Here is a 22,862-nt window from a genome sequence, read left to right as displayed (position 1 = left end):
GATTAGCGACACAGATTAATTATGCGGAGTGCTTCAGCCGTTGGCGTACCTTGGGCAGCATGCGTGATATGGCGGGAATCCGCAGGCACATTAATAGCGCGCCTGCCATGGCGTATAAAAACCACTCCTGCATATCGGCACGTACTATCCATAAGAAGTGCAGCAGCACTAGCGCTAATATAACGTAGATAAGCTTATGCAGTGTTTTCCAGCGCTTGCCCAGTTTGCGCATAGCCCAGCGGTTGGACGTGGCGCCAAGGGCGGCTAAGCCTAACAGCGCTAGCATGCCAACGATGATGTACGGTCGTTTAATGATTTCACTGCCTAGCTGGGCCCAGTTAAGCCCCAGAATAAACAGCACGTAGCAGACCAGGTGTAAAAAAGCGTAGGCGAGCGTCCAAAGGCCCAACTGACGACGGATAACGCTAAAGCCTTTCCAGCGTGTCAGCTTGGTCAGTGGCGTAAGTGTCAAGGTAAGCAGCAGTAGCCATAAGGCGGCTTGGCCTATATTTAACAGCAAATAGCGCCCAGGTTCTGGGCCCGCCATATTGTTGGCAACCTGCAAGCTCCACCAGCCCAAAGGCACCAAGGCGCCAATGAAAACACCTATTCGCCATAGCGTAATAAAATAAGTCGGCATAGGCATTAGTAGTGGGTCCGAAGATCCATGTCAGCGTATAAGCTGGCTACTTCATCGCCATAACCATTGAACATGCGCGTATCGATGATATTGGTATTGAACAGGCTGTTAGGTAAGCGGCGCTCGGTTGCCTGGCTCCAGCGGGGATGATCGACTTCTGGGTTCACGTTGGCATAGAAACCATATTCATTGGCGGCGATCTGCTGCCACGAATTAAGCGGCTCCTCCTCAACAAGTGAAATGCGCACAATCGACTTGATGCTTTTAAAACCATACTTCCAAGGCACTACCAGGCGCAGCGGTGCACCGTTTTGATTGGGAAGCTCTCGTCCGTACATACCCATGGCGAGAAAACTAAGCGGGTGCATCGCCTCATCAAGGCGTAGACCCTCCACATAGGGCCAGTCGATAAGGCCAAAAGAGGAACGCTGACCCGGCATCTGCTCAGGATCCACCAGCGTTTCAAAGCGTACGTACTTGGCCTTTGAGGTTGGTTCTGCGCGCTGTATAACGTCGGCCAGCGAGATGCCCAGCCAGGGAATGACCATCGACCAAGCTTCCACGCAGCGTAGCCGGTAAATACGCTCTTCAAATTGGGAAGGCTTGGCGATATCTTCAAGGGCGAAGCGTCCTGCGTTATTGACTTCACCATCAATCACCACGCTCCAGGGCTGGGTGACCAGTGATCCCGCTTTTCGGGCAGGGTCGCTCTTGCCGGTACCAAACTCGAAAAAATTGTTATAGCCGCTGGCATCGGCAAAGGGCGCCATTTTGTCCTGGCTGGGGTCGCTAGGCACGATAGCTTGCCATTCGGCCGCATCACGTTTGGCCTTGAACCACTCAGGAGCATCCCCTTCAGGAACATCGGCATAGTCAGAAGGCTGCTCCTGGGCCGTGGCATTGCCTGCTAACGCCAAACCAGCGCCGAGGCCCGCAAGCCCACCCATAAAGCGTCTGCGCGATAGATAGATCGACTCAGGAGTAACCTCCGATTCGTGCAAGTCACTGGGCTTGGCAATTTTTATCAGCATGGTGATGCTCCGGCCAGTCATCACTTGTCGCGTAGAGCGATAAAGCACTGAGTGGCTCTAAAAGTGACGGGCCATTGATAAGTGGATCTAGACATAATGCCTTCTCTATAAATAGCCTAGGTAATGTCTCAAGGCGTAAATTAGAATTCAACGCAAATGCCTTAAATGTTCTGGTTGGCCGTTAGGTTTTAAGTAATTTACTCATCGCCTTTGGGCTGCTTTTCTCTGACGTTTATAGACGCAGGTAGTTCAGAAAGCTGTTGCTGTAGCGCGGCCATCTGCTGAGCCATTTCGCTCTGCCATTCGCGCTCAATATTTGCCTGTTCTGCTTGCTGCTTGCTGCTGGCCTGGGCGTCAGTCAATTGCTGGCTTAGTGACGCCAGGCGCTCTTCCAGTGTCGTAATGTGCTGCTCAAGCTCTTTTGATTGCTGGGCGTATTTGGTTGCCTGAGTCTGCTGTTCGAGTAGATCGTTGCGATTAAGCTTTAGCTCCTCGGTTAACGCCTCAATACGCTGCTGTTTCTGATGCAGCCGTTTCTGCGAGGATTTTTCTTCCTGGGCGCGCTCTTGACGAGCTTCGTCCAGCATTGTCATTAACCTTCCCTCGGCGTTTTCATTGCGCTGTTCTTCTTGAGCCAAGCGTTTTTCCCAGGCGCTCTGCTGATCTTTTAACTCAGCGACATGCTGCTGAGTAAGCGTCGCATTGTGTTGCTGCAGTGCTTCGTGGGCTTTTTTCAGCTGCTGGCTTTCTGCCCGTCCCTCATTAGCGGCTTGAAGCAAATGCTGTTCATTTGCCTGGCTCGCGGCAAATTCGCGGTTAAGTGCTTCCAGGCGCTGCTCTGTATGGCGGAGATGGTCGGCCAGGGCGCTCTCACGCTGCTCTGCATTGGCGGCCAAGTGGGCGGCATCGATAGCCGCTTGCTGGGCTTCTTCTACCTGACGGTTTGCCTCCTCTCGATAGTGGGCCAGCGCTTGGTTGGCGACATCCTGCGCTTCACGCCATAGCTCACTGGCCACGTTGACCACAACTTCAGGAACGCCTTTAGGCGGCGGAATATCCCTGTTCTGCTCACGCTCGGTGCGCCAATGGCGGAAGTGTTCACTAATCGTAGTAAAGCTTCCTGTTCCTAATACCTCGCGGATTCTTTGCACGCTTGGCGTATCACCGCGGGTTAAGAGCGTATCAATTGCCTGCTGAACATCACTGTACTGAATGCCACTGCGCGCCATGCTCTTTGCCTTCCTGAATAGATTACTAAATAACGCTATTTTCTGCGTAATTGCTTACAAACACAATAATTACGTTATATGTAATACGTAATAATATTTATCAATACATGAATAAATTCAAGATTACTCTTATTATCTTGAATTTAATGAATCATATCGCCATACTTACAACCCTAGTAAAACAAACACATAGAATTCAAAACGGCATAGTGCGGATTAACGCTGCTGCTTAAGGAAAAGACCCGGTTATGACGCAATTAGGCGTAATTATTGAGCAAAATGAGGCTTTTCTAGCGCAAAATGGGGCAGGGCAGCCCATCGCATCGGCGCGGATAGACGCCGCTGACGATGCTCAAGCCGTTGCGGCATGGCTCGCCGAGTATCAGGACAGTCCGCAAACGTGGAAAAGTTACCGCCGTGAAGCCGAACGGCTACTGCTTTGGCTAGGCAACCAGCAGCAACCGCTAACCGCCATGAACCGTGAAGCTCTGCGCCAATTCGAAGCGTTTCTAGCAGATCCACAGCCAGCCAATCAGTGGGTAGGGCCTTCAAAGCCTCGTTACCACCCAGACTGGCGGCCATTTCGGGGGCCGTTATCGCCAGCCAGTCGGCGGCAGAGCTTGATTATTTTGCAGGGGCTATTCAGCTGGCTGGTGGAAGCTGGGTGGGTAAATCACAACCCATTTCGGCTAATGCGCGACAAATCCCGTCGCTTAAACAATCAGTCGTCGCGTATTGAGCGCTATCTTGAGCGCGACCTGTGGGAATGGCTGTGGCAATGGCTTAATAGGCCTTTAACTCCTGCTAATAGTGGAAAGCGTGCTGAGTACGAGCAGGCCAGACGCCGGTTTATTTTTGGCTTTGCTTATTTGCTGGCACCTCGCATCAGCGAAATAGCGGATGCGCGAATGGGCGATTTTTATCAAGCAGAAGGGCGCTGGTGGTGGTCCGTAGTAGGTAAGGGGAGTAAGTTAGCGCGTGTTCCTTTACCCGATGATATGCAGATATGTTTGGCTGATTGGCGGCAGGCATTAGGGCTTGAGGATAAGCCAGCGCATCTGGATGAAACGCCTGCCGTTCGGGCATTGGATGGGCGGCGCAGTATTGGCCATAATCAGCTATATCGGCTAATTCGAGATACGTTTACGGAGGCGGCCAATGCGCTTGAAATGGAGGATGGCTCGCCTGCTTATGTGGCGGCGCTGCGCAAGGCAACGCCGCACTGGTTGCGCCACACCTCAATTACCCATCAGGCACAGGCCGGAATCAGTTTGCGCCACCTGGCCGAAAGCGCTCGCCATGCACGCCTGGATACTACGTCGCGCTATCTGCACACCGAAGATAATGAGTGGCACCAGGAACAGCAGCGCCATCGGCTTACGCCATAAAGCTAATTTCAAAAGCAAAGCTATCCACGCAAGGTGCGTTGAACCCGTATAATGATGCGACGTTTTTAAATCGAATGTAAAAAGGAGCGCGTATGAGCACTTCCGGCGCCGAGCAGGCCCAGCAGGAGCTAATCGAAGATTTTGAAATGTTTGATAACTGGATGGACCGTTATCAATACATTATCGATATGGGCAAGCAGCTCCCTGATTTTCCAGAGGAGTGTAAAACAGAAGAATTCAAGATACAGGGCTGCCAGTCAAACGTATGGATGCGCCATGATGTTCAAGGCGATCAGCTAATTTTTAACGCTACCTCGGATGCGGCCATTGTGTCTGGGCTTATTGCGGTACTACTGCGTATTTATAGCGGGCGTACCGCGGCTGAAATACGCACAACGGAGCCGCATTTTCTAACGGATTTGGGGCTGGACAAGCATTTGTCACCGACACGCAGCAATGGCCTGCATGCCATGCTTGAACGTATTTACCTGGTTGCCCAGCAAGGATAATTGGAACGCTCAGAGGCGAGGGTGGTGGTTACAGCAAGAGGAGGGCGGTGACTGCTCGTCATCCTCTTTGCATAGCTGTTCACTGCGTCCGCCGGGGACCGGGTCCATGCCGCCGGGATTGCCGGGGTGGCATTTGATAATTCGCTTGATCGCCATCCATCCGCCCTTAAGCGGGCCATGAACCTGGATAGCTTCAATAGTGTAGGATGAGCAGCTGGGCCAAAACCTGCAGCGCGGGCCAAGCAGTGGGCTGATAACATACTGATAGGTGCGCACAGCGCCCACCATTAAGCTAATGATCAACTGACGTAAGATCCTGCCTGCCGCCCGCGCCCAGTAAATCACTACTGTTTACCGTAAAGCTCATCAGGATTGATAAGCGGCTCGCTATTAATGGTGGCGTGTTCATGCGTTAGCGAGAGATAAAAGCAGCTTCGCCGACCGGTATGGCAGGCAGGGCCGGTTTGTTCTACCTGCAGTAAAAGCGTATCGCCATCGCAATCAAGAGCGGCTGATTTTAAATGCTGTTGCTGTCCTGATGACTCACCTTTGCGCCAGAGCTTTTTACGTGAACGCGAGTAGTAGCACACCCGGTGGGTATTAAGCGTTTCTTCCAGCGCTTCGCGGTTCATCCAGGCCATCATTAACACTTCTTGCGTATCATGCTGCTGGGCGATGGCGGGTAGCAATCCATCAGCATTGAAACGCACGGCATCAAGTAACGTGGCGGTGGCAGGCAGCTCATCTTGCGGAGAAGCCGACTCAAGTGCCTTAAATAGCTTATCGGTCGGCTGTTGATCAAAACGGGACATAAAGATTATTCACTTTTGGCTCGGCAGTTTTGGCAAAGGCCCTGCAACTCAATTGTTTGCCGCTCAACACTAAAGCCTTGTCGGTTAGCAAACACTGCTAGCTGGTCGCTTACTTCATCTAAATGCAGCTCTTCAACATAACCACAATTACGGCAAATCAGCAGCTGGAAGCCGTGAATATGCTCAGGGCAGGCACATGCCACGTAAGAATTTTGTGACTCAATGCGGTGCACCAGCCCCTGGTCGATCAAAAATTCAAGCGCGCGATAGACCGTAGGGGGGCGAGCGGCCGCATGCTCAGTTGAGAGCTGATCCAGCAGGTCGTAGGCTTTCAAGCCGCCACCATTATTAGCAATCAGCTCAAGCACACGGCGACGAATCGGGGTAAACCGAACGCCGCGGCTATGGCACTGTGATTCCGCTTGTTGAAGTAGCGTATTCGCTTCAGTCATTGGAGCACTCATTAAACGTCATCACTCTAGTCTACGCGCTTGATAGAGTTGTGTCAGAGGTTTCTACCAGCTCACTTTTACGGGCAAAGTGATGCTGGGCAAACGCCACACGCTCTTCAACGGCGACTCCTTCAGGCTGACGTTCAATCAGATCAAGCCGACGGCGCAAACCTTCGCCATTGGTCATTTGAATCGCAAGGCCAGGGCGCGCATTTAACTCAAGCAGCATGGGTCCATGTTGCCGATCCAAAACCATATCCGTGCCCAAGTAGCCCAGGCCGGTCATTTCATAACAGCCTGCTGCCAGGTTTAACAAGGTGTCCCACTGGGGAACCACCAGGCTTGCCAAGTCATGACCTGTATCGGGGTGGCTAAAGCAGGGGCGGTCAAACTGAACACCACGCAGGGCTTCGCCGGTGGCGATATTCAAACCCACTCCTACGGCGCCCTGGTGCAGGTTGGCTTTACCATCGGAGGCGGCAGTCGATAGCCGCATCATTGCCATGACGGGATAGCCTTTGAATACGATAACCCGGATATCCGGCACGCCTTCGTAGGTATAGGCCATCAGGCTTTCTTCGAAATTAATCAGCGTTTCGATAATCGCCACATCGGGTGAGCCGCCCAGCGAATATAGCCCTGAAAGGATGTTGGAAACATGGCGCTCCACGTCTTCAAGGGTCTGTTGCGCACCACTGGGCTTCACGAACTGATTATCGACGACTTTTTCGATAACCAGAATGCCTTTGCCGCCACTGCCTTTGGCAGGCTTGATCACAAACCCGTTATGGCCAGTGAGCATATCGCCAATATGTTTGACGCCAAACTGCGTGCCAACGGTGCCAATCAGTTCAGGCGTAGTGATGCCATACTGCTGTGCTAACAGCTTGGTTTTCAGTTTGTCATCGACCAGCGGATAAAGGCGGCGTGAATTATAGCGGCCGATGTAACGAATATTACGCCGGTTCATCCCGATGATACCCTTATCCCGCAACCGCGTTGGCCACGTCCAATTCTGCAGCCAACTCATGATGGCTTCTCATCGTCGGTGATCGGCTTAAAGCGACGTAGTTCCAGCAAGCGGTAGCCGGTGTAGTTACCCAGCAGCAGAATAAGCGCCATTAAAATCAGTTGAACACCCAGGAAATTAAAGGTGATGTGGCGCACCCAGGGATTGTTCATAGCCAAGTAGGCGAGTACAGCGGTTAATAAGCTGCCGCCCCCTTGGATGAGTACCTGTTTGGGGCCTTCTTCTTCCCAGAGAATCGACATCCGTTCAATAGTCCAGGCCAGGATGATCATGGGGAAAAAGGTAACCGTAAGCCCGGCACTTAGACCCATGCGATACGCCAATACGGTAAAAATAGAGATAATGGCGATAACCGTTATGATGACTGCCGAGACCCTGGCCACCAATAGAAGGTTTAGATAAGATAAATAGTTACGAATAACTAAACCAACTGCAACGATAAGCAGAAAGCCGATCAGGCCGGTAAGCAGCGTTGTTTGAATAAAGGCGAGGGCAATAAGCACCGGCATAAACGTGCCCGATGTTTTGATACCCACCAATACGCGCAAGAACACTACCACCAGCGCACCAATCGGTATTAGTAGAATAGTTTGGAAGAGCGCCTGCTCTTCAAGCGGTAGGCTGTGAATTGAGAAATTCACCAGCGTATCGTCAGAGTAGTGGTTACGCACCGCCGCTGAGGCCGGTTGATAGTGCGTAAGCATGGAGAACATCACCCGCGAGTTAGTGCCGCCTTCAACTTCCAGTACCGCGCGGCCACCCGTTTCCCACAGCAGCAAGTTTTCAGGCTGACCCTGCTCTCCAGTGACAGGATTGAAGAGCGCCCATTGATTAGCAGGTTCATCAAAGACCTGGATCCAACTGCTCAAGGCTTGCCGGCGGCGGCCATCTTCAAGCAGTAGGCCACTGACTTCACGGGCTTGCACACCCGCTTGATTGAGCAGTCGCACTATTAGCGTTGAGGGAGCTTCTTGGGTAAGCAGGAGTCGAGCATTTTCACCCTGACGCTCGCCGTTTATATCAAGAATAAGCTCACGTGCAAACGTGGCGTTATTAGCGCTACGTGCCCATGCTCTATCAATTAGCTGGCTAGCTGCAGAGTCATAAGGGCTTTCCCAGGGCGTTGACGACGTTAGCCCCGGCGGTGTTTGTATGGGAGGACGTGCATCAGGTGAAACTAACATTTGTACGGAGTAGTAAAGCTGCTGACTACCCGCCGCGTCCCGAATGGTCCATTGTGCCTGACGACCTAGCTCATCCGCCTGATATGCTAAGCCATAGCCAGAAGAGGCGGTATTTTCGGTAAGCACCCGAAAGCCTGTCTGGTGAGAGGGTAGCGCTAGATCAACCTGTACCGGGCCATTTTGAGCATTGAAGTTAATCACCGCCTCAATTTCCCACACCTGACGCTGTTCGCCTGGTACCCAAGGAATTTCAAACTGAAGATGCCTATGCACACTGGTGGCAATACCTGCCACCAGAAGTAAACCTACAATGATATAAAACGGAAGCCGGGACATGAAAATTCCTTTTAGCGAAAAGCGGCGGGGGAGCGCGGTTACTCTTCGGTATCGTCTTGATCAACCGCTTCGTCTTCAGCGGCTTGTTCAGCGGGTTCGCCACCAGGAAATTCCGGGCGCTCATGAATGTAGTTTTGCGCCACATCAATGATCGCAATATCCATCAGGAAACGACGACCCAGCAGTACCGGATAATCCAAATGGGTGCGATCGTTTAGGGTAAACTGAACGTTTTCGCGGATGGGGCCAAGCGTCATCAATAAGGAAATCACTGGGCGCGATGCTTCGCCGGAAGCTTGCACTATACGTACACGACGCTCGACAGGCGCTTCAATCCACTCATCACGCAGTGATTCTACAACAACGTCATCGTCATTGAGGGCCAGCTTGAAGCGTACCCAATCTTCGCCGTCACGCTCGAACCGGGTAATCTCAGAGGCTGACAAGGATGACGTGTTGGCACCAGAATCGACGCGGGCTTTTAAATAGGTACCGATACTGGGTAAACCGACCCATTCGTTACGGCCCAGCGTGGCCTTGGTTTCAAGAGACTCATCAATATTACACTCTTCGCGAATAACAATCGGCTCTTCGCCGCGAGCCTCAAGCTCTTGTATATCGCTGCGTAACAGACGCACAAGACTTCCAACCTCACGAACGTCGGCTGTCAGAGTCTTTTGCTGGCTGAGCTGCTGGTCTTGATGCTGTGCGTTAGCACCGCATTGCTGCGTTAGCGTGTCTTGCAGTTCGAGTATTCGCGAATTAAACGACGCTTCGCTCAATGGCGGTGGTTCATTTGATTCTGGCGGCTGTAGGGCACAGCCTGAGAACAAAAGTGATAAACCAGCCATCAGCCACAAAACACCTGGGCGCATAACGAGTGACATCCTTGAAAAATAAAAAGGAATGATAAGGAGATGGGGGACTAGTGTCCAACGACATCACATTATTTCGAGTATCTTAATTACGCAAAGTGATTCAATATAATTAGCCTGAAAGACTGGGCCTAGCGTCAACATCCTCGCACTTACGGAAGGTTACATTGTGGCGGAGGCGCAAACTATTGCTATCCAACATTTCTATACCATCCAATTCAACGCTAAAGCTAGTAGACATGCACTATGCTGCAAAAAAATACAACGACAGGGACTGTTAGATGCTGAGTAAAAAATTTAACTTACCTTCGGTCATTCTTATTGTGGAAGATCAAGCCTCTGACGCGCTTGCCCTAGGAGAGCTAGTACGAGATCTAGGTGACGTTTATATAGCCAGCGATGGCTTTTCGGGTCTGGCTATGGCAAAAGAGGCCAAACCAGACCTTGTGCTTTTGGACATTGAAATGCACGGGATGGATGGTTTTGCGGTTTGCAAAGCATTGAAAACCGACCCTGATTTATGCAATGCAGCTGTCATTTTTGTTACCTCGCATGCCGAAACGGGCAATGAGTTGCGTGCGCTGGAATATGGGGGCATTGGCTTTATCCGTAAACCACTAAATTTTCCTGTGGCAAGAGCGCATATAAAAGCACACCTGGCATTACGAAGTGAGGCAAAGAGACTAACCCACCATGATGCGCTGACAGGCTTACCAAATCGAACTTTACTTCAGGAGCGCTCAGAACAAGCCTTGAACATTGCGCGTCGTAATCACAGTCGCGTAGCAATGTTGTTATTAGATCTAGATAATTTCAAAGGTATCAATGATTCATTAGGACACTCAATTGGCGATGCAATACTAAGAGAAACCGCTACGCGCTTGTTAAATGCATCGCGGGCACTAGATACCGTCAGCCGACAAGGAGGTGATGAGTTCACTATCCTCCTGTTGGATGTGAGTAGCTTTGAGGTTGTAGCAAGCTTTGCTAACAGGATATTGGCTGAAATTGCAGTACCATTCTCTCTTGAAGGGTATCGTTACGACCTTTGCGCTAGCATCGGGATCAGTTTATTCCCCGATGATAGTGAAAACGTTGAATCGCTTTACCGCCATGCTAGTGCTGCTATGCACCAAGCAAAACTCGAAGGACGTAATCGCTTTCGTTTCTTCTCATCTGACATTGACAGTAGCATTCGCCATCGACATTTTCTTGAACAGCAAATGCGCAGCGCGCTTGAGGATGGCATTTTTGAGGTGTTTTACCAGCCTAAAGTTGATAGCAAAAGTGCCTCAATAGTAGGGATGGAGGCGCTGGTAAGGTGGCGCGATGCAAATGGCTGTTTAATTTCGCCTATGGATTTTATTCCTCTGGCCGAGGAGACTGGGCTAATTATACCCATCGGTAAATTTGTGCTGCAAAAGGCCTGCCATGATACCCAGGAACTAATTAAAGAAGGCAGACAACTCGTCGTCAGTGTGAATATTTCAACCGTTCAGTTTCTTCATGAATCCTTTTTGCAGATGGTCAACAACACGTTGCTTGAGTCAGGGCTAAGACCTGAGTTTCTTGAGTTAGAAATTACAGAGGGAGTGCTGGTAAAGGATATTAGTCATACTCAGCATATCCTTTCTTCCTTGCGCGAACGAGGCATACGTATTGCTATTGACGACTTTGGTACAGGATACTCGAATTTAGCTTATCTCAAACGCTTCCCAATTGATGTTTTGAAGATCGACAAAAGTTTTGTCCATGAAATGCTCTTTAATAAGAGTGATATAGCCATTATCGAAGCCATTATTAACCTTGCTCAAGCGCTCGACCTTGAGTTAGTTGCTGAGGGGGTTGAAACTCAGGAGCAGGCAAATTCTTTGCGCAGCCTTAACTGTCAAATCCTGCAAGGCTATTTATTTTCCCAACCACTTCCGTTCATTGAGTTTAGAGATTTACTTTGGGAAACCGCTACCTCCATTGAGGCACCCGGCAAGCATAGTAGGTATTGGAGGGGTTAACGGCTCTCTTTGTAGGCCTCACTTTTTCGCATTGGGGCAATAATTGTCTATGAATAATAAAATCGCGCTAGTCCCTGCAAATCGCTGGCCTATTGCCAGTTTAATCGCTGGCGTGGGATTTAGTGTTGCTGCCTGCTGGATAGTTGCACACTTCAATCAGGTCCAGCGTGAAGAAGCGGTGACTGCGGCAGCCGAAACGGCTGCAGATGGGGTAGTTAGTCGCATTGAGCTTTATCAATACGGATTGCGCGGCGCGCGCGGTGCTATTCAAACAATGGCAAGCAGTCAGGCCATCACACGAGAGGGTTTTGACCTTTACAGTAAGACGCGTAATGTTGACGAAGAGTTTCCTGGCGCGCGTGGGTTTGGCTTTATTCGCCGAGTGCCGCTGCAAGACGAAGCTGAGTTTCTCACCCAGGCCCAGGTCGATGGGTGGCCTGAATTCGCCATTCGCCAAATCGCCCCCCATCAATCTGAACGCTACATCATACAGTATATTAATCCGGTGGAGCGTAACCTCGCCGCCATAGGTCTGGATATAGCTTCTGAGGCTAACCGTCGACAAGCAGCGCTGTCTTCAATGCGCAGCGGTGAAGTACGTCTAACAGGGCCTATTACGCTGGTGCAAGCCACAGGCAAACCACAGCAATCTTTTCTCATCCTGATGCCTATCTTTCGTAGCGGCAGCCCACCCGACACTCCCGAAGCACGAGAAGCACAAACACTGGGCTGGAGCTATGCAGCGCTGAGCATTGATGCCGTACTCAACGGGCTGCGGCCACCCGAGCAAGCTATTAGCCTTAAATTGCAAGATGTTACCGATCCTGAAAAGAGCGTTGCGTTTTATTCCAGTGGCGATGAAAACCCTAACGATATCGTGCTTTCACGTACGGTCGAACGAGATGTGTATGGACGAAGATGGCAGCTTCGGTTCGAAGCCCATCCACCGTTTATCCGTGAGCTTAATCAGCTCTCTCCGCTTCTGGTATTAAGTATCGGGGTGTTGTTTTCCATGCTTATGGCGGCCCTGATGGGCGCCCTCAACATCAGTCGTAAACGACGACGCAGCATTATCGCTGAACAGGCAAAACTTGCGGCAATTGTCGAGAGTTCGGCCGACGGCATCATTGGAATGGACCGTAATGGCAAAGTCACCAGCTGGAATAAAGGGGCTGAAGAATTATTTGGCTACAGCACCAAAGAGACTTTGGGACAGCGTATTGGCCATCTGATTATGCCTGAACAAAAATTAGCTGAGGAGGAAAACGTACTTGCTTGCATTCAGGCTGGAAAGTCGACATCAGCCTTTGAAACACAGCGACAGCACAAAAACGGAACGCTCATTTCAGTTTCAGTCACCATGTCACCTATTTTCAATTCAGAAGGTCGTGTTATCGGAGGGGCAAAAACTGTTAGAGATATTTCAGAAAGAGTCGCCGCTGATGCACAGATTCATAAGCTGAATAGCAGCCTAGAGGCCCAGGTAGCACAACGTACATCTGAACTGCTTCAGCTCAACGTGCTATTAGGCAGCGTACTGAGCTCAGCTTCTGAGGTGGCAATTATTGCCACGGACTTGCTTGGTGTCATTAAAGTTTTTAATACCGGTGCTGAGCGCATATTAGGCTACGAGGCAGCTGATGTGATTGATCAGCACAATTTGATTGATTTCCATACAGAGGCAGAAATGGCACTTCGTGCCAATGAATTGACATCCCAGTATGGATGCACGGTGAACGGATTTTGCGTATTAGTACATGAGGCTGAACGGCACGGCGCCGACACGCGCGAATGGACTTACTGTTGTAAAGGCGGCGTTCCTTTACCGGTTTCGGTCTCTATTACCGCTATGTATGACGATCATGGAGACATCAACGGTTATCTCAGCATCGCTGTAGATTTAACGACACAAAAAGCGTCCGAAAGTGCAGTCTCATCGGCGCGTGACCAACTGCTTATGGCCGCCGATGCGGCGGAATTGGGGATTTGGTCTTGGGGCGTGGCCGATAATTCACTCAGCTGGAATGCACGTATGTTCCAACTCTATGGGCTCTCGTCGAACGAGGTACCTTCAGGCTTAAGCTATCAACACTGGCATGAGCGCCTCCATCCAGACGATATGGATATGGCCGACAGCAAGCTACAGAGCCTGCTAGAAAAAGGGGAGGCGTATAATCCTGTTTTTCGGGTGGTACGCCCTGATGGCACCCTGTGCACGGTGCAGGCAGGTGCACAGGTCGAGCGCGATGAGCACGGTACACCAATAAGAGTGACAGGTATCAACCGTGATATAACTGCCCAGCTTGAGTTGCAAACACGCCTGCAGCATGCGAAGGAACAAGCGGATGCCGCTAGCGCAGCCAAATCATCATTTGTAGCGAATATGAGCCATGAAATTCGCACCCCTATGAATGCAGTGTTGGGAATGCTTCAGCTTGTTCAGAACACCGAGCTGAATACCCGCCAGCTTGACTACATCAGCAAAGCCGAGTCGGCGGCAAAGTCGCTACTGGGATTACTCAACGATATTCTCGACTACTCAAAGATCGACGCTGGAAAGCTGCAGCTGGATATACATGTTGTTGATCTTGAAAACCTGATGCGTGACTTAGCCATTATTCTTGCGGGTAATCTTTCCGGAAAAGACGTTGAGGTCATGTTCGATATCGACCCTCAATTGCCCAGCGCATTATATGGTGATGGACTGCGCTTACAGCAAGTGTTAGTCAACCTAGCGGGCAATGCGCTGAAGTTTACGCAACACGGTCATGTAGTTGTCAAGGTCGGACAACGGCACCGGCAGTCAGAGGAGGTGCGCTTACGCGTTGAAGTGATTGACAGCGGAATTGGCATTAGCCCTGAACATCTCAAGCGTATCTTCGATGGCTTTACCCAAGCTGAGGCGTCTATCAGCAGACGTTTTGGCGGCACGGGGTTGGGCCTGGTGATATCGCAGCGGCTTATCGAATTAATGGGAGGAGAGCTACAGGTCAGCAGCCAAGTCGGGATAGGCAGTTGCTTTTGGTTTGATATCAATATGCGCATTGCTCAAGAACCGCCGTTAGGCACCTTGCTACCGGGAGCAGACCACGCTAAGCATCTGCTGGTTGTTGATGATAATGAGGTGGCCGGTGAGCTGTTAGTACGCATGACTCAGTCTATGGGATGGCAGGTGGATCTTGTCCGCGATGGCCGACAAGCCGTGGATCGCGTTCAGCAAATGCAGCGTGGCGGCAATGACTATGACATCATACTGATGGATTGGCGTATGCCTGAACTGGATGGCTTAAGCGCAGCACGCAAAATACATCAGCAAAGTCTGCAAAAAAAACCGCCCATCATTATGATCACTGCTTGCGGCCAGGAAGTACTATCTGATTCACAGCAGTTGGGTGATGCTCCCTTTGTCGACGTTCTTAGCAAGCCTGTCACCCCCCAACAATTGATTAATTCGATCAACAATGCGCTTATATCGCCAAGTATGCCGCAGCCCACTGCCTCCAACATGCGGTCATTGCTTCCAAAGCGCTTAGAAGGACTGCGCTTTTTGGTTGTTGAGGACAATATGTTAAATCGCGAGGTCGCCTTTGAGCTATTAACCCAAGAAGGTGCTGAAGTAACTCTCGCAGAGGGAGGGCTTGAGGGTGTGACGTTAGCCACCAAGTCTGCCCCCGCTTTTGATGCGGTATTAATGGATATCCAAATGCCTGATATTGACGGATTGGAAGCTACCCGTCTAATTCGCGCTGACGGCGACCAAGGTGGTGTAAAGATCATTGCCATGACGGCCAATGCGTCGGAGCAAGACAAGCAAGCATGTTACGCTGCGGGTATGGATGATCATCTCAGCAAGCCGGTTGACCTCGAGCGGCTGATTGCCACGCTATTAAGCCATACAACACAGGAAGTGGCTGGTGCAGAAGTAGCGCCACCTCCAACCGAATCGATTAATACTATTGTCGAGCCGGAATCTTCGATCAGTCGTCGCTTTGGCGGTAACTACAAGCTGATTCGTACTATGCTGGGAAAATTCGCGGACGAGCAAACCAAGCAGCTTAGGCGCCTGAAAGAAGCCTTTGAGCAGGGCGATAGGGTAGGCGCTATCAGCTTGTTGCATGCTATCAAGGGCAGTTCCGCAACGATGGGCGCCACGGCGTTTGCAGATCGCGTAGGAGCCCAGGAGCAAGATTTACGAAATACCGAGTCCAGCAAACAATCGCAAGGACTGAACCAGAATGATGTCGATACTGATCATCTATTTACGCTGTTACAAGCCAGTGACGGTATGTTGAGGGCGATGTTTGACCTTCCGGTAATGGCATCCACGGCATTTGTACCAGTGAATGAAGACAGTGCAGACTTATCCATTGAGCAGTGGCATGAAGCACTGCGAGCTATATTGCAGCTTTTAGAGGTAGGCAGCCTGCAAGCGATCGAAAAGAGTGAATCGCTTCAGGGACTCACTCCACAGGCTATGCGGAGTGAGTACGATGCTTTTCTTGATCTGGTAAGATCTCTGGATTTTGCGGCAGCGCTACTCGCAGGTCATGACCTGCTGCATTCAAACTGAGGGACGATTAGTGCAACAGTGGCAAGCCGTTTCAAAAAACAAGCCTAAATTACTGCTGGTCGATGACCAGCGCATTAATATTATGGTGTTGTATGAGCTGTTTCGTGAGGAGTGTGAGGTATTCATGGCCACGGATGGGGCTCAAGCCCTAGATATGTGCCAAACGATAGCACCGGATTTGATTCTGCTTGACGTTTATATGGACGGCCTGGATGGCCATGAGGTCTGTCGTAGACTCAAAGCCGACCCTGGAACACGCGATATCGCTATTATTTTTGTAACGGCTCTAGGCGCGGTAGAGGATGAAGTGTTGGGTCTCGAACTTGGAGCGGTTGATTTTATCGTCAAGCCGATCAACCCCGTCATTGTCAAAGCACGGGTCAATACGCACCTAACGCTCAAGCGGCAAAGTGACATTTTGCGCTCGTTTGCATTGATCGATGGCTTAACAGGTGTCGCTAATAGACGCATGTTTGACGAACAGCTAAATCGAGATTGGCGCCAGTGCCTGAGGGAGCAATATACGCTGTCGGTGATCATGATTGATGTCGACTATTTTAAGCGTTACAACGATCTTTATGGACACTTGAAGGGCGATAATTGCTTGCAGCAGGTAGCTGAAGCTCTAATCGGTGTATCCTTCCGGCCGTATGATTTGATAGCGCGTTATGGTGGTGAAGAGTTTGCATGCCTGTTGCCTAAAACAGATTTGGCGGGGGCTTTACATGTTGCAGAGCGTATTGAGGCAAGCGTGCAAGCATTAAAGCTTGAACATATGGGCTCGGAGGTAGCGCAGCATGTGACTATCTCATTAGGTGTGGCATCGGTTATCCCAGACAGCAGCATGGAGCAACAAGCGCTGTTGGCGGAAGCGGATAAGCAATTGTACAAAGCGAAGCAGGCTGGTCGAGCTCGTGTCAGTTATGGCGCATTAGCAAGCTCGTCATAATGGTTATAAAAGACCCGCCAGAGAATAGTGATCCGACACTAATAGAGTAAAAGTATATTGCGTGATAATGAACACCATATTTAACATAATATATATTATGCGAACAACTAGAGGATCTTTGTGAAGCGCACAGAACCCGCAGCCTACTATCCTCAGTATCTAGGTTGAAGGCCGCCTCTAACCCCTGAATTGGGTCAGGTACATAGACATTAAAAAGCAGCCTGCTTGAGCAAGGCTGCTTTCCAAGGACATATGTCCAAGCACTAAAGGCTGTGTATCAGTGCTTATTCATCAGCTGGTGCGTAGGAGCCGTCTTCGCGGTGCACTTCTTTACCTGACAGCGCGGGAGTAAATACGCAGGCAACGGTCATGCCTTTTTCTTTACCGCGCAGTAGGTGCTCGTCATGCTGATCCAGCAGGTAGATATCGCCTGCTTTAATGGGCCAAATTTTGCCATCGGCCAGGGTTTCTACTTCACCTTCGCCTTCATAGCAAAAAACCGCTTCATAGTGATGTTTGTACTGAATATGGGTTTCAGTACCTGGAAAAATGCGCGTGATGTGAAAAGAAAAACCCGCGTTGTCTTCAGCAAGTACTAGACGCGTGCTGTCCCAGTTGCCGTTTTCAGCGGTTACCAGACGATCAGTTTTGCGCGCTTCTTCTAGATTACGAACAATCATAATTTACTCCATCCCTGAACGGCTGGCAGTACCAGCCGCTGAGTTTTTCGTTAGGGTGATTCGTAAGACTGCGTCAAATTACCTATTAATAACCGTTTTGACAGCCGCTTCCAGGATATCCAGCGCTTCAAGCAGGTCTTCATCGGTAATGGTTAACGGGCAAAGACATTTAACGACTTCGCCGCCCTGGCCACTCGTTTCAATAATCAAGCCGTTTTCAAACGCTTCGCTGGTGATTTTATCGGCAAGATCACCTGAGACAACGTCGATACCGCGCATCAAGCCGCGGCCGCGCTCGGTAGCTGGCATACCGTTTTCAGATAATAGAGTTGCCAGCTTCTGGAAACGCTCTTCTACAATACGCGCTTTGCGCTGAATATCGCGCTCAAACGTATCGTTAGACCAATATTTTTTAAGCGCTGCGGTCGCCGTTACCATGGCAAGGTTAAAGCCACGGAAGGTGCCGTTATATTGACCCGGTTTCCACATATCGAGCTCTGGGCGTATCAATACATGGGCAAATGGCAAACCAAACCCTGAGAGAGACTTAGAATTAGTCACGATGTCAGGCTTGATACCCGCATGTTCAAAACTGAAAAACTTCCCAGTACGGCCACAGCCGGCCTGGATATCATCCACGATCAATAGGATATCGTGTTCGCGGCAAATGCTTTCAAGGCGTTTCAACCAGTCCAGACCTGCCACGTTAATACCGCCCTCGCCTTGCACGGTTTCAACAATGACGCCTGCCGGGATATCCAGTCCACCTGATTGGTCACCGAGTAATTTTTCAAAATAATCAAGCGTATCGGCATGCTCACCCATGTAACCATCGAAAGGTAAAAAGCTTGCGCCCTGAGTAGGAATACCGCCGGTTGCTTCACGGAATTTACGGTTACCTGTCGTTGCCAATGCACCCATGGTCACACCGTGGAAACCATTGGTGAAAGTCACAATATTGTGACGGCCTTTGGCAACACGTGCCAGACGAATAGCTGCTTCAACGGCGTTCGTGCCCGTTGGGCCTGGCAGATGAACTTTATAATCCAGCCCGCGCGGTTTAAAAATGAGTTCTTCTAATGTTTCGAGATATTCCCGTTTTGCTGCCGTCCACATATCCAGGCCATGAACAATGCCGTCGCTGGATAGGTAATCAATCATGGCTTGCTTGAGATGCGGGTTGTTATGGCCGTAATTAAGCGTTCCGGCACCCGCCAAAAAGTCGATATATTCACGACCGTTTTCGTCGGTTAAACGAGCATTTTGCGCTTTGGTAAACACAACAGGAAATGAACGTGAATAGGTACGAACATTAGATTCCATACGTTCAAGTGTTTGAGTCTTCATTAGCGACCTCCTTGTGATCATTAAGCTGGCAAGAGTGTGACGAGATAATGCAGCGATAGTGCAGATTAGATGTGATCAGCCTGAAATGGGCCGATGCGAACCAGGTTCTCCGGATCATGTTCTCCACCCAGCTGTTCGGTAGAGAAATATTCTCGGCTATTAAGCGGCGCATGCCAGCGAGCTGCTAAGCGGCGAAACAAGCCCCAGGATGCCAGATTGTCAGGCGTAATCGTGGTTTCAAGATGATGAACGTTAGTGAGTTCAGGGCGTGACAGGATGGCTTCAACCAAGCGGCGAGCAAGTCCGGTGCCGCGGGCCTTTTCACCTACTGCCACCTGCCACAGAAAATAAGTGTCTGGGGCGTTATCTTTTACGTAACCAGAAACAAACCCGACAATTTCGCCCTCTTCGTTAGTGGCAACGGCGCATGTATCACGGAATTGCGTCGCAAGTAATAAGTAGGCGTAAGCAGAATTGACGTCCAGAGGAGGACACGCTTTCACTAATTCATATACTCCCCAACCATCTTCGGCATTCGGCTTACGGATAAACAGCGGTGTTTCAGAAAAACCAACCACTGCATCGGCTACCGTGGGGCGTGCAAGCTCAGATGACGATGTAAAAGGCTGTATTGGCGTATTCATAGTTATGCTTCGCTGTAGCGAATTTGATGCCCATTATAACAACTGATTATTAACAATTCAAAAATCATATTATCCACCGCCCTATTTTCCATAATTTTTGATTATAGTTGGCTCATTTAAGCCGCTCTTGGTGCCCTAAGTGGTGGTCTGCGTAATGAGACAATATGAGTTTAGTCTGACTTTGCAAAAGGTGAGGCATAAAAAAAGCGAGCCTGATGCTGGCTCGCTTTTTTAAACACTTCTTTTTGAAAAGTTAGAAAAAAAGGGGGGTCAATGTCGAGTCACTGTTCTCATGGTGACAAATTCTTCGGCCCCGGTCGGGTGGATGCCAATAGTTAAGTCAAAGTCACGCTTGGTAAGACCTGCTCTAACAGCAATGGCAATACCCTGCATAATTTCCCCCGCTTCATCTCCTACCATATGGACACCGACGACTCGATCGGTCTCATCATCCACAATGAGTTTCATAAGCGTGCGTTCCTGACTTCCCGAGAGGGTATGTTTCAGCGCTCGAAACTCAGTGGAATAAACCCGAATCTTGGCCAGTTTTTGCCGTGCTCCCTCTTCACTGAGCCCTACTGTGCCGATATTAGGATGACAAAAGACAGCAGTAGGTACCGTAGCGTAATCAAGAGGAGTTGGCTGCTTATCTTTAAAATGGTAATCAACCAGTTGCATGGCTTCAGCAAGAGCGACAGGCGTTAATTCAGGGCCGGCAGTTAAGTCGCCTAGCGCTAAAATAGATGGCACTAACGTTTCATAGCGCTCATTGACGGGAATTTTTCCGTCTCCATCCAAACAAATTCCCAGCTCTTCCGTGCCCAGCCCTTGAACGTTGGCTACACGCCCCGTGGCTGCCAGTACCGCATCCACCTCTAACACTTCACCGGTGGTCAGGTGGACGTTATAGCTGGATCCCGTGGCCTCGATACGCTCGATATTGGCATTAAAATGAAGGTTGACCCCCTTTTTGTCCATTTCGTTACGGGTGAACTCGCGCACCTCGTGGTCAAACTGCTTTAAAAATAGATCACCACGATAGATTAGATGGGTTTCGCTACCTAAGCCGTTAAAGATACTTGCAAATTCAACCGCGATATACCCACCGCCCAACACCAGGAAACGTTTTGGAAATTTTTCTAAATCAAACACCTGGTTTGAGTCCAGCGCATGCTCGTTACCTGGAAAATCGGGCACCCATGGCCAACCGCCTGTCGCCAGCAAAATTTTATTCGCCGTGATATGAGTAACGCCATTTTCATCTTTCAATGCCGCCGTATGGCCGTCAACCAGCTGTGCGCGGGCATTGAAAAGTGTGACGTCTGCTCCTTCAAGCATGCGCTGATAAATTCCGTTTAAGCGCTTAATTTCACTAGTTTTATTATCTCTTAACGTGGCCCAGTCAAACGTAGCAGGTTCTGAAAGGCTCCAGCCAAATCCTGCGGCGTCGTCGAAGCTGTCGTGAAAATGGGCCGCATAGGCATAAAGCTTCTTGGGGACACAGCCTACATTGACGCAGGTGCCGCCTAGATAGCGGTCTTCTACGATAGCGACCTTAGCGCCTGTCGCAGCTGCGGTACGGGCAGCACGCACGCCGCCTGATCCTGCACCGATCACTAGCAGGTCATACTCATATTCAGAATCGGCTACCATTATCTGCTCCTAATAAGTTTTTATACGCATTAAACGCTTAGCTGCGCCCGCTTATTGACCTTCGTCGCAGGGAAGGTTAAAACCTTCTCCACTTACTTGCATTTCGCCTTAACCTGACGATGTAATGAAACGGAGATTCAATGTCTGATTCTATTTCGACGCTTCTCGACAATAATCGTGCCTGGGCTGAACGCATGTGCGAAGAGGATCCCGAGTATTTTAAGCGCCTTTCAGATCAGCAAAATCCTGATTATTTGTGGATAGGCTGCTCTGATAGCCGGGTTCCCGCTAATCAGATTATTGCACTCCCCCCCGGTGAAGTCTTCGTTCACCGTAATGTTGCCAACCTTTTGCATCATACTGATATGAACGCGCTTTCTGTCGTTCAGTATGCCGTTGATGTACTCAAAGTAAGTCATATTATGATTGTCGGTCACTACGGCTGCGGCGGAATTAGAGCGGCAGTAACAGGCGGCGAGTGCGGTGTGGTTGATTACTGGCTACATTCGGTGCGTGAGCAATACAACCAGCATCGAAACACACTTGGACATCTTCCCCTGGATGATCAAATAGACCGTATGTGCGAACTCAACGTTAAAGCACAGGTTAACAGCTTATGCCGTACTAAAATTTTGCAGCGGGCCTGGCAGCGTGGCCAGTCCATTTCCGTGCACGGCTGGGTCTATGGTTTAAGCGATGGTCGTGTAAAAGACCTTAAATGTACGGTCACTGGCTTAGATCAGGTAGAAACGCTTTACCGTATCGATCGCATACAGTCTGGCGATTAAGCACCAGGCGACTATGGCTAAGCAGCACTTATAGCTAAGTAGTACTGTATTTAAGTAAGTACTATGGCTCAGCAGCATAGTCGCCTTTATTTGACTGTATTTGAGCGGTTACCCACCAATAGGGCAAACCACCCCAGTGCCCTTCAAACCACAATAGCCGTTCGGATTTTTATCGAGATATTGCTGATGGTACGTTTCTGCAAAATAAAACGTATCCAGCGGTTCGATGTCCGTGGTGATTGCTCCCCGGCCTACTTTACTCAAAGCACTTTGATAAGCTTCTGCGCTCTGCCTCGCTGCGGTTAGCTGCTCATCGGTGGTCGTATAAATCACCGAGCGATACTGTGAGCCAATATCATTGCCCTGACGATTTCCCTGAGTGGGATCGTGCTGCTCCCAAAACACCTGAAGCAAGGTTTCAATGGCCACTTTGCTTGGGTCATAGATCACGCGGATAACCTCAGCATGCCCAGTTCGCCCGGAACAAACTTCCTGGTAAGTGGGATGCTGGATAGTACCGCCCGCATAGCCTGCAGCTGTAACGTAAACACCGGGCTGCTGCCAGAAAAGACGCTCAACACCCCAGAAACACCCCATCCCCAGTACGATTTCTTCATGGTTTTCAGGATAAGGCGCATGTAGTGAGTGACCATTGATAGTATGGTGCTCACTGGTTTCGACGGGCGTTGTACGTTCTGTTTCTGCGCCTTTACCATCGTTTAATTGCGTCATG

The 22,862-nt window shown here is 50.1% G+C and carries 20 protein-coding genes; 6 read left to right on the top strand and 14 right to left on the bottom strand.

Features of this window, described 5'->3' with window-relative positions; all coding sequences use genetic code 11:
* Positions 1–19 precede the first annotated feature (19 nt).
* The 3 genes from msrQ to ACT3R7_RS05465 all read right to left on the bottom strand — a co-directional run bounded on the left by msrQ (position 20) and on the right by ACT3R7_RS05465 (position 2,900).
* Complete coding sequence (gene msrQ / locus ACT3R7_RS05475; RefSeq protein WP_193092455.1) at positions 20–646, bottom strand: protein-methionine-sulfoxide reductase heme-binding subunit MsrQ; 627 nt, start codon at positions 644–646, stop codon at positions 20–22.
* The gene (gene msrP, locus ACT3R7_RS05470) at positions 646–1,671 is read right to left on the bottom strand and encodes a protein-methionine-sulfoxide reductase catalytic subunit MsrP (protein WP_192539026.1); all 1,026 of its coding nucleotides are present in this window, start codon (positions 1,669–1,671) and stop codon (positions 646–648) included. Before msrP ends, msrQ begins: the two co-directional genes overlap by 1 nt.
* Before the next feature lie 197 nt (positions 1,672–1,868).
* On the bottom strand, positions 1,869–2,900 hold the full coding sequence (locus ACT3R7_RS05465; RefSeq protein WP_193092456.1) for a DNA-binding protein: 1,032 nt from the start codon (positions 2,898–2,900) through the stop codon (positions 1,869–1,871).
* Positions 2,901–3,148: 248 nt separating this feature from the next.
* Between ACT3R7_RS05465 and ACT3R7_RS05460 the strand changes: the two genes are divergently transcribed.
* Positions 3,149–4,288, top strand: coding sequence for a tyrosine-type recombinase/integrase (locus tag ACT3R7_RS05460; RefSeq protein WP_417419941.1), 1,140 nt, complete (start codon positions 3,149–3,151; stop codon positions 4,286–4,288).
* A 92-nt stretch (positions 4,289–4,380) separates the two neighbouring features.
* Complete coding sequence (locus ACT3R7_RS05455) at positions 4,381–4,797, top strand: SufE family protein (RefSeq protein WP_192539023.1); 417 nt, start codon at positions 4,381–4,383, stop codon at positions 4,795–4,797.
* 9 nt (positions 4,798–4,806) lie between these two features.
* Here ACT3R7_RS05455 and yidD read toward each other — a convergent pair whose 3' ends face one another.
* From yidD to ACT3R7_RS05425, 6 genes are read right to left on the bottom strand one after another with little or no spacing between them, the layout of a single operon-like run.
* Entirely contained in the window at positions 4,807–5,085 is a 279-nt protein-coding gene (yidD, locus tag ACT3R7_RS05450; RefSeq protein ID WP_225736252.1) for a membrane protein insertion efficiency factor YidD, read from the bottom strand.
* A gap of 56 nt (positions 5,086–5,141) precedes the next feature.
* The gene (gene hisI, locus ACT3R7_RS05445; protein WP_192539021.1) at positions 5,142–5,609 is read right to left on the bottom strand and encodes a phosphoribosyl-AMP cyclohydrolase; all 468 of its coding nucleotides are present in this window, start codon (positions 5,607–5,609) and stop codon (positions 5,142–5,144) included.
* Positions 5,610–5,614: 5 nt separating this feature from the next.
* Positions 5,615–6,061: a transcriptional repressor gene (locus ACT3R7_RS05440; protein ID WP_192539020.1), complete on the bottom strand. Its 447-nt coding sequence runs from the start codon at positions 6,059–6,061 to the stop codon at positions 5,615–5,617.
* A 31-nt stretch (positions 6,062–6,092) separates the two neighbouring features.
* The gene (locus ACT3R7_RS05435) at positions 6,093–7,091 is read right to left on the bottom strand and encodes an alpha-L-glutamate ligase-like protein (RefSeq protein ID WP_192539019.1); all 999 of its coding nucleotides are present in this window, start codon (positions 7,089–7,091) and stop codon (positions 6,093–6,095) included.
* Entirely contained in the window at positions 7,088–8,611 is a 1,524-nt protein-coding gene (locus tag ACT3R7_RS05430) for an inactive transglutaminase family protein (RefSeq protein ID WP_193092458.1), read from the bottom strand. Before ACT3R7_RS05430 ends, ACT3R7_RS05435 begins: the two co-directional genes overlap by 4 nt.
* A gap of 38 nt (positions 8,612–8,649) precedes the next feature.
* Complete coding sequence (locus tag ACT3R7_RS05425) at positions 8,650–9,486, bottom strand: ATP-dependent zinc protease family protein (protein ID WP_193092459.1); 837 nt, start codon at positions 9,484–9,486, stop codon at positions 8,650–8,652.
* Between the two features lie 281 nt (positions 9,487–9,767).
* Here ACT3R7_RS05425 and ACT3R7_RS05420 point away from each other — a divergent pair, with 281 nt between their 5' ends.
* The 3 genes from ACT3R7_RS05420 to ACT3R7_RS05410 are packed head-to-tail and all read left to right on the top strand — an operon-like array spanning position 9,768 to position 17,017.
* The gene (locus tag ACT3R7_RS05420) at positions 9,768–11,498 is read left to right on the top strand and encodes a putative bifunctional diguanylate cyclase/phosphodiesterase (protein ID WP_417419940.1); all 1,731 of its coding nucleotides are present in this window, start codon (positions 9,768–9,770) and stop codon (positions 11,496–11,498) included.
* Positions 11,499–11,547: 49 nt separating this feature from the next.
* Positions 11,548–16,068 (top strand): PAS domain-containing hybrid sensor histidine kinase/response regulator, encoded by a 4,521-nt coding sequence (locus ACT3R7_RS05415; protein WP_417419939.1) that lies wholly within the window; start codon positions 11,548–11,550, stop codon positions 16,066–16,068.
* A 10-nt stretch (positions 16,069–16,078) separates the two neighbouring features.
* The gene (locus ACT3R7_RS05410; RefSeq protein WP_496198854.1) at positions 16,079–17,017 is read left to right on the top strand and encodes a diguanylate cyclase; all 939 of its coding nucleotides are present in this window, start codon (positions 16,079–16,081) and stop codon (positions 17,015–17,017) included.
* A 284-nt stretch (positions 17,018–17,301) separates the two neighbouring features.
* Here the strand turns inward: ACT3R7_RS05410 and ACT3R7_RS05405 are convergent, their stop codons facing one another.
* The 4 genes from ACT3R7_RS05405 to gorA form a co-directional block, all read right to left on the bottom strand.
* A complete protein-coding gene (locus ACT3R7_RS05405) occupies positions 17,302–17,697 on the bottom strand; it encodes an ectoine synthase (protein ID WP_192539014.1) in 396 nt (131 codons plus the stop codon).
* A 78-nt stretch (positions 17,698–17,775) separates the two neighbouring features.
* Positions 17,776–19,044, bottom strand: coding sequence for a diaminobutyrate--2-oxoglutarate transaminase (ectB, locus tag ACT3R7_RS05400; RefSeq protein WP_192539013.1), 1,269 nt, complete (start codon positions 19,042–19,044; stop codon positions 17,776–17,778).
* Positions 19,045–19,109: 65 nt separating this feature from the next.
* Positions 19,110–19,688, bottom strand: coding sequence for a diaminobutyrate acetyltransferase (gene ectA, locus ACT3R7_RS05395; protein WP_192539012.1), 579 nt, complete (start codon positions 19,686–19,688; stop codon positions 19,110–19,112).
* A 270-nt stretch (positions 19,689–19,958) separates the two neighbouring features.
* Entirely contained in the window at positions 19,959–21,341 is a 1,383-nt protein-coding gene (gene gorA, locus ACT3R7_RS05390) for a glutathione-disulfide reductase (RefSeq protein WP_192539011.1), read from the bottom strand.
* A gap of 140 nt (positions 21,342–21,481) precedes the next feature.
* Between gorA and can the strand changes: the two genes are divergently transcribed.
* On the top strand, positions 21,482–22,129 hold the full coding sequence (gene can, locus ACT3R7_RS05385) for a carbonate dehydratase (protein ID WP_192539010.1): 648 nt from the start codon (positions 21,482–21,484) through the stop codon (positions 22,127–22,129).
* Positions 22,130–22,237: 108 nt separating this feature from the next.
* Here can and msrA read toward each other — a convergent pair whose 3' ends face one another.
* The gene (gene msrA / locus ACT3R7_RS05380) at positions 22,238–22,861 is read right to left on the bottom strand and encodes a peptide-methionine (S)-S-oxide reductase MsrA (protein ID WP_417419937.1); all 624 of its coding nucleotides are present in this window, start codon (positions 22,859–22,861) and stop codon (positions 22,238–22,240) included.
* Position 22,862 lies beyond the last annotated feature (1 nt).

This window comes from Halomonas sp. AOP43-A1-21 (assembly GCF_052376775.1).
Lineage (GTDB): Bacteria > Pseudomonadota > Gammaproteobacteria > Pseudomonadales > Halomonadaceae > Vreelandella > Vreelandella colorata.
Note: the sequence above shows the minus strand (reverse complement) of the source record. Positions and strands in the feature narration are given on the sequence as shown.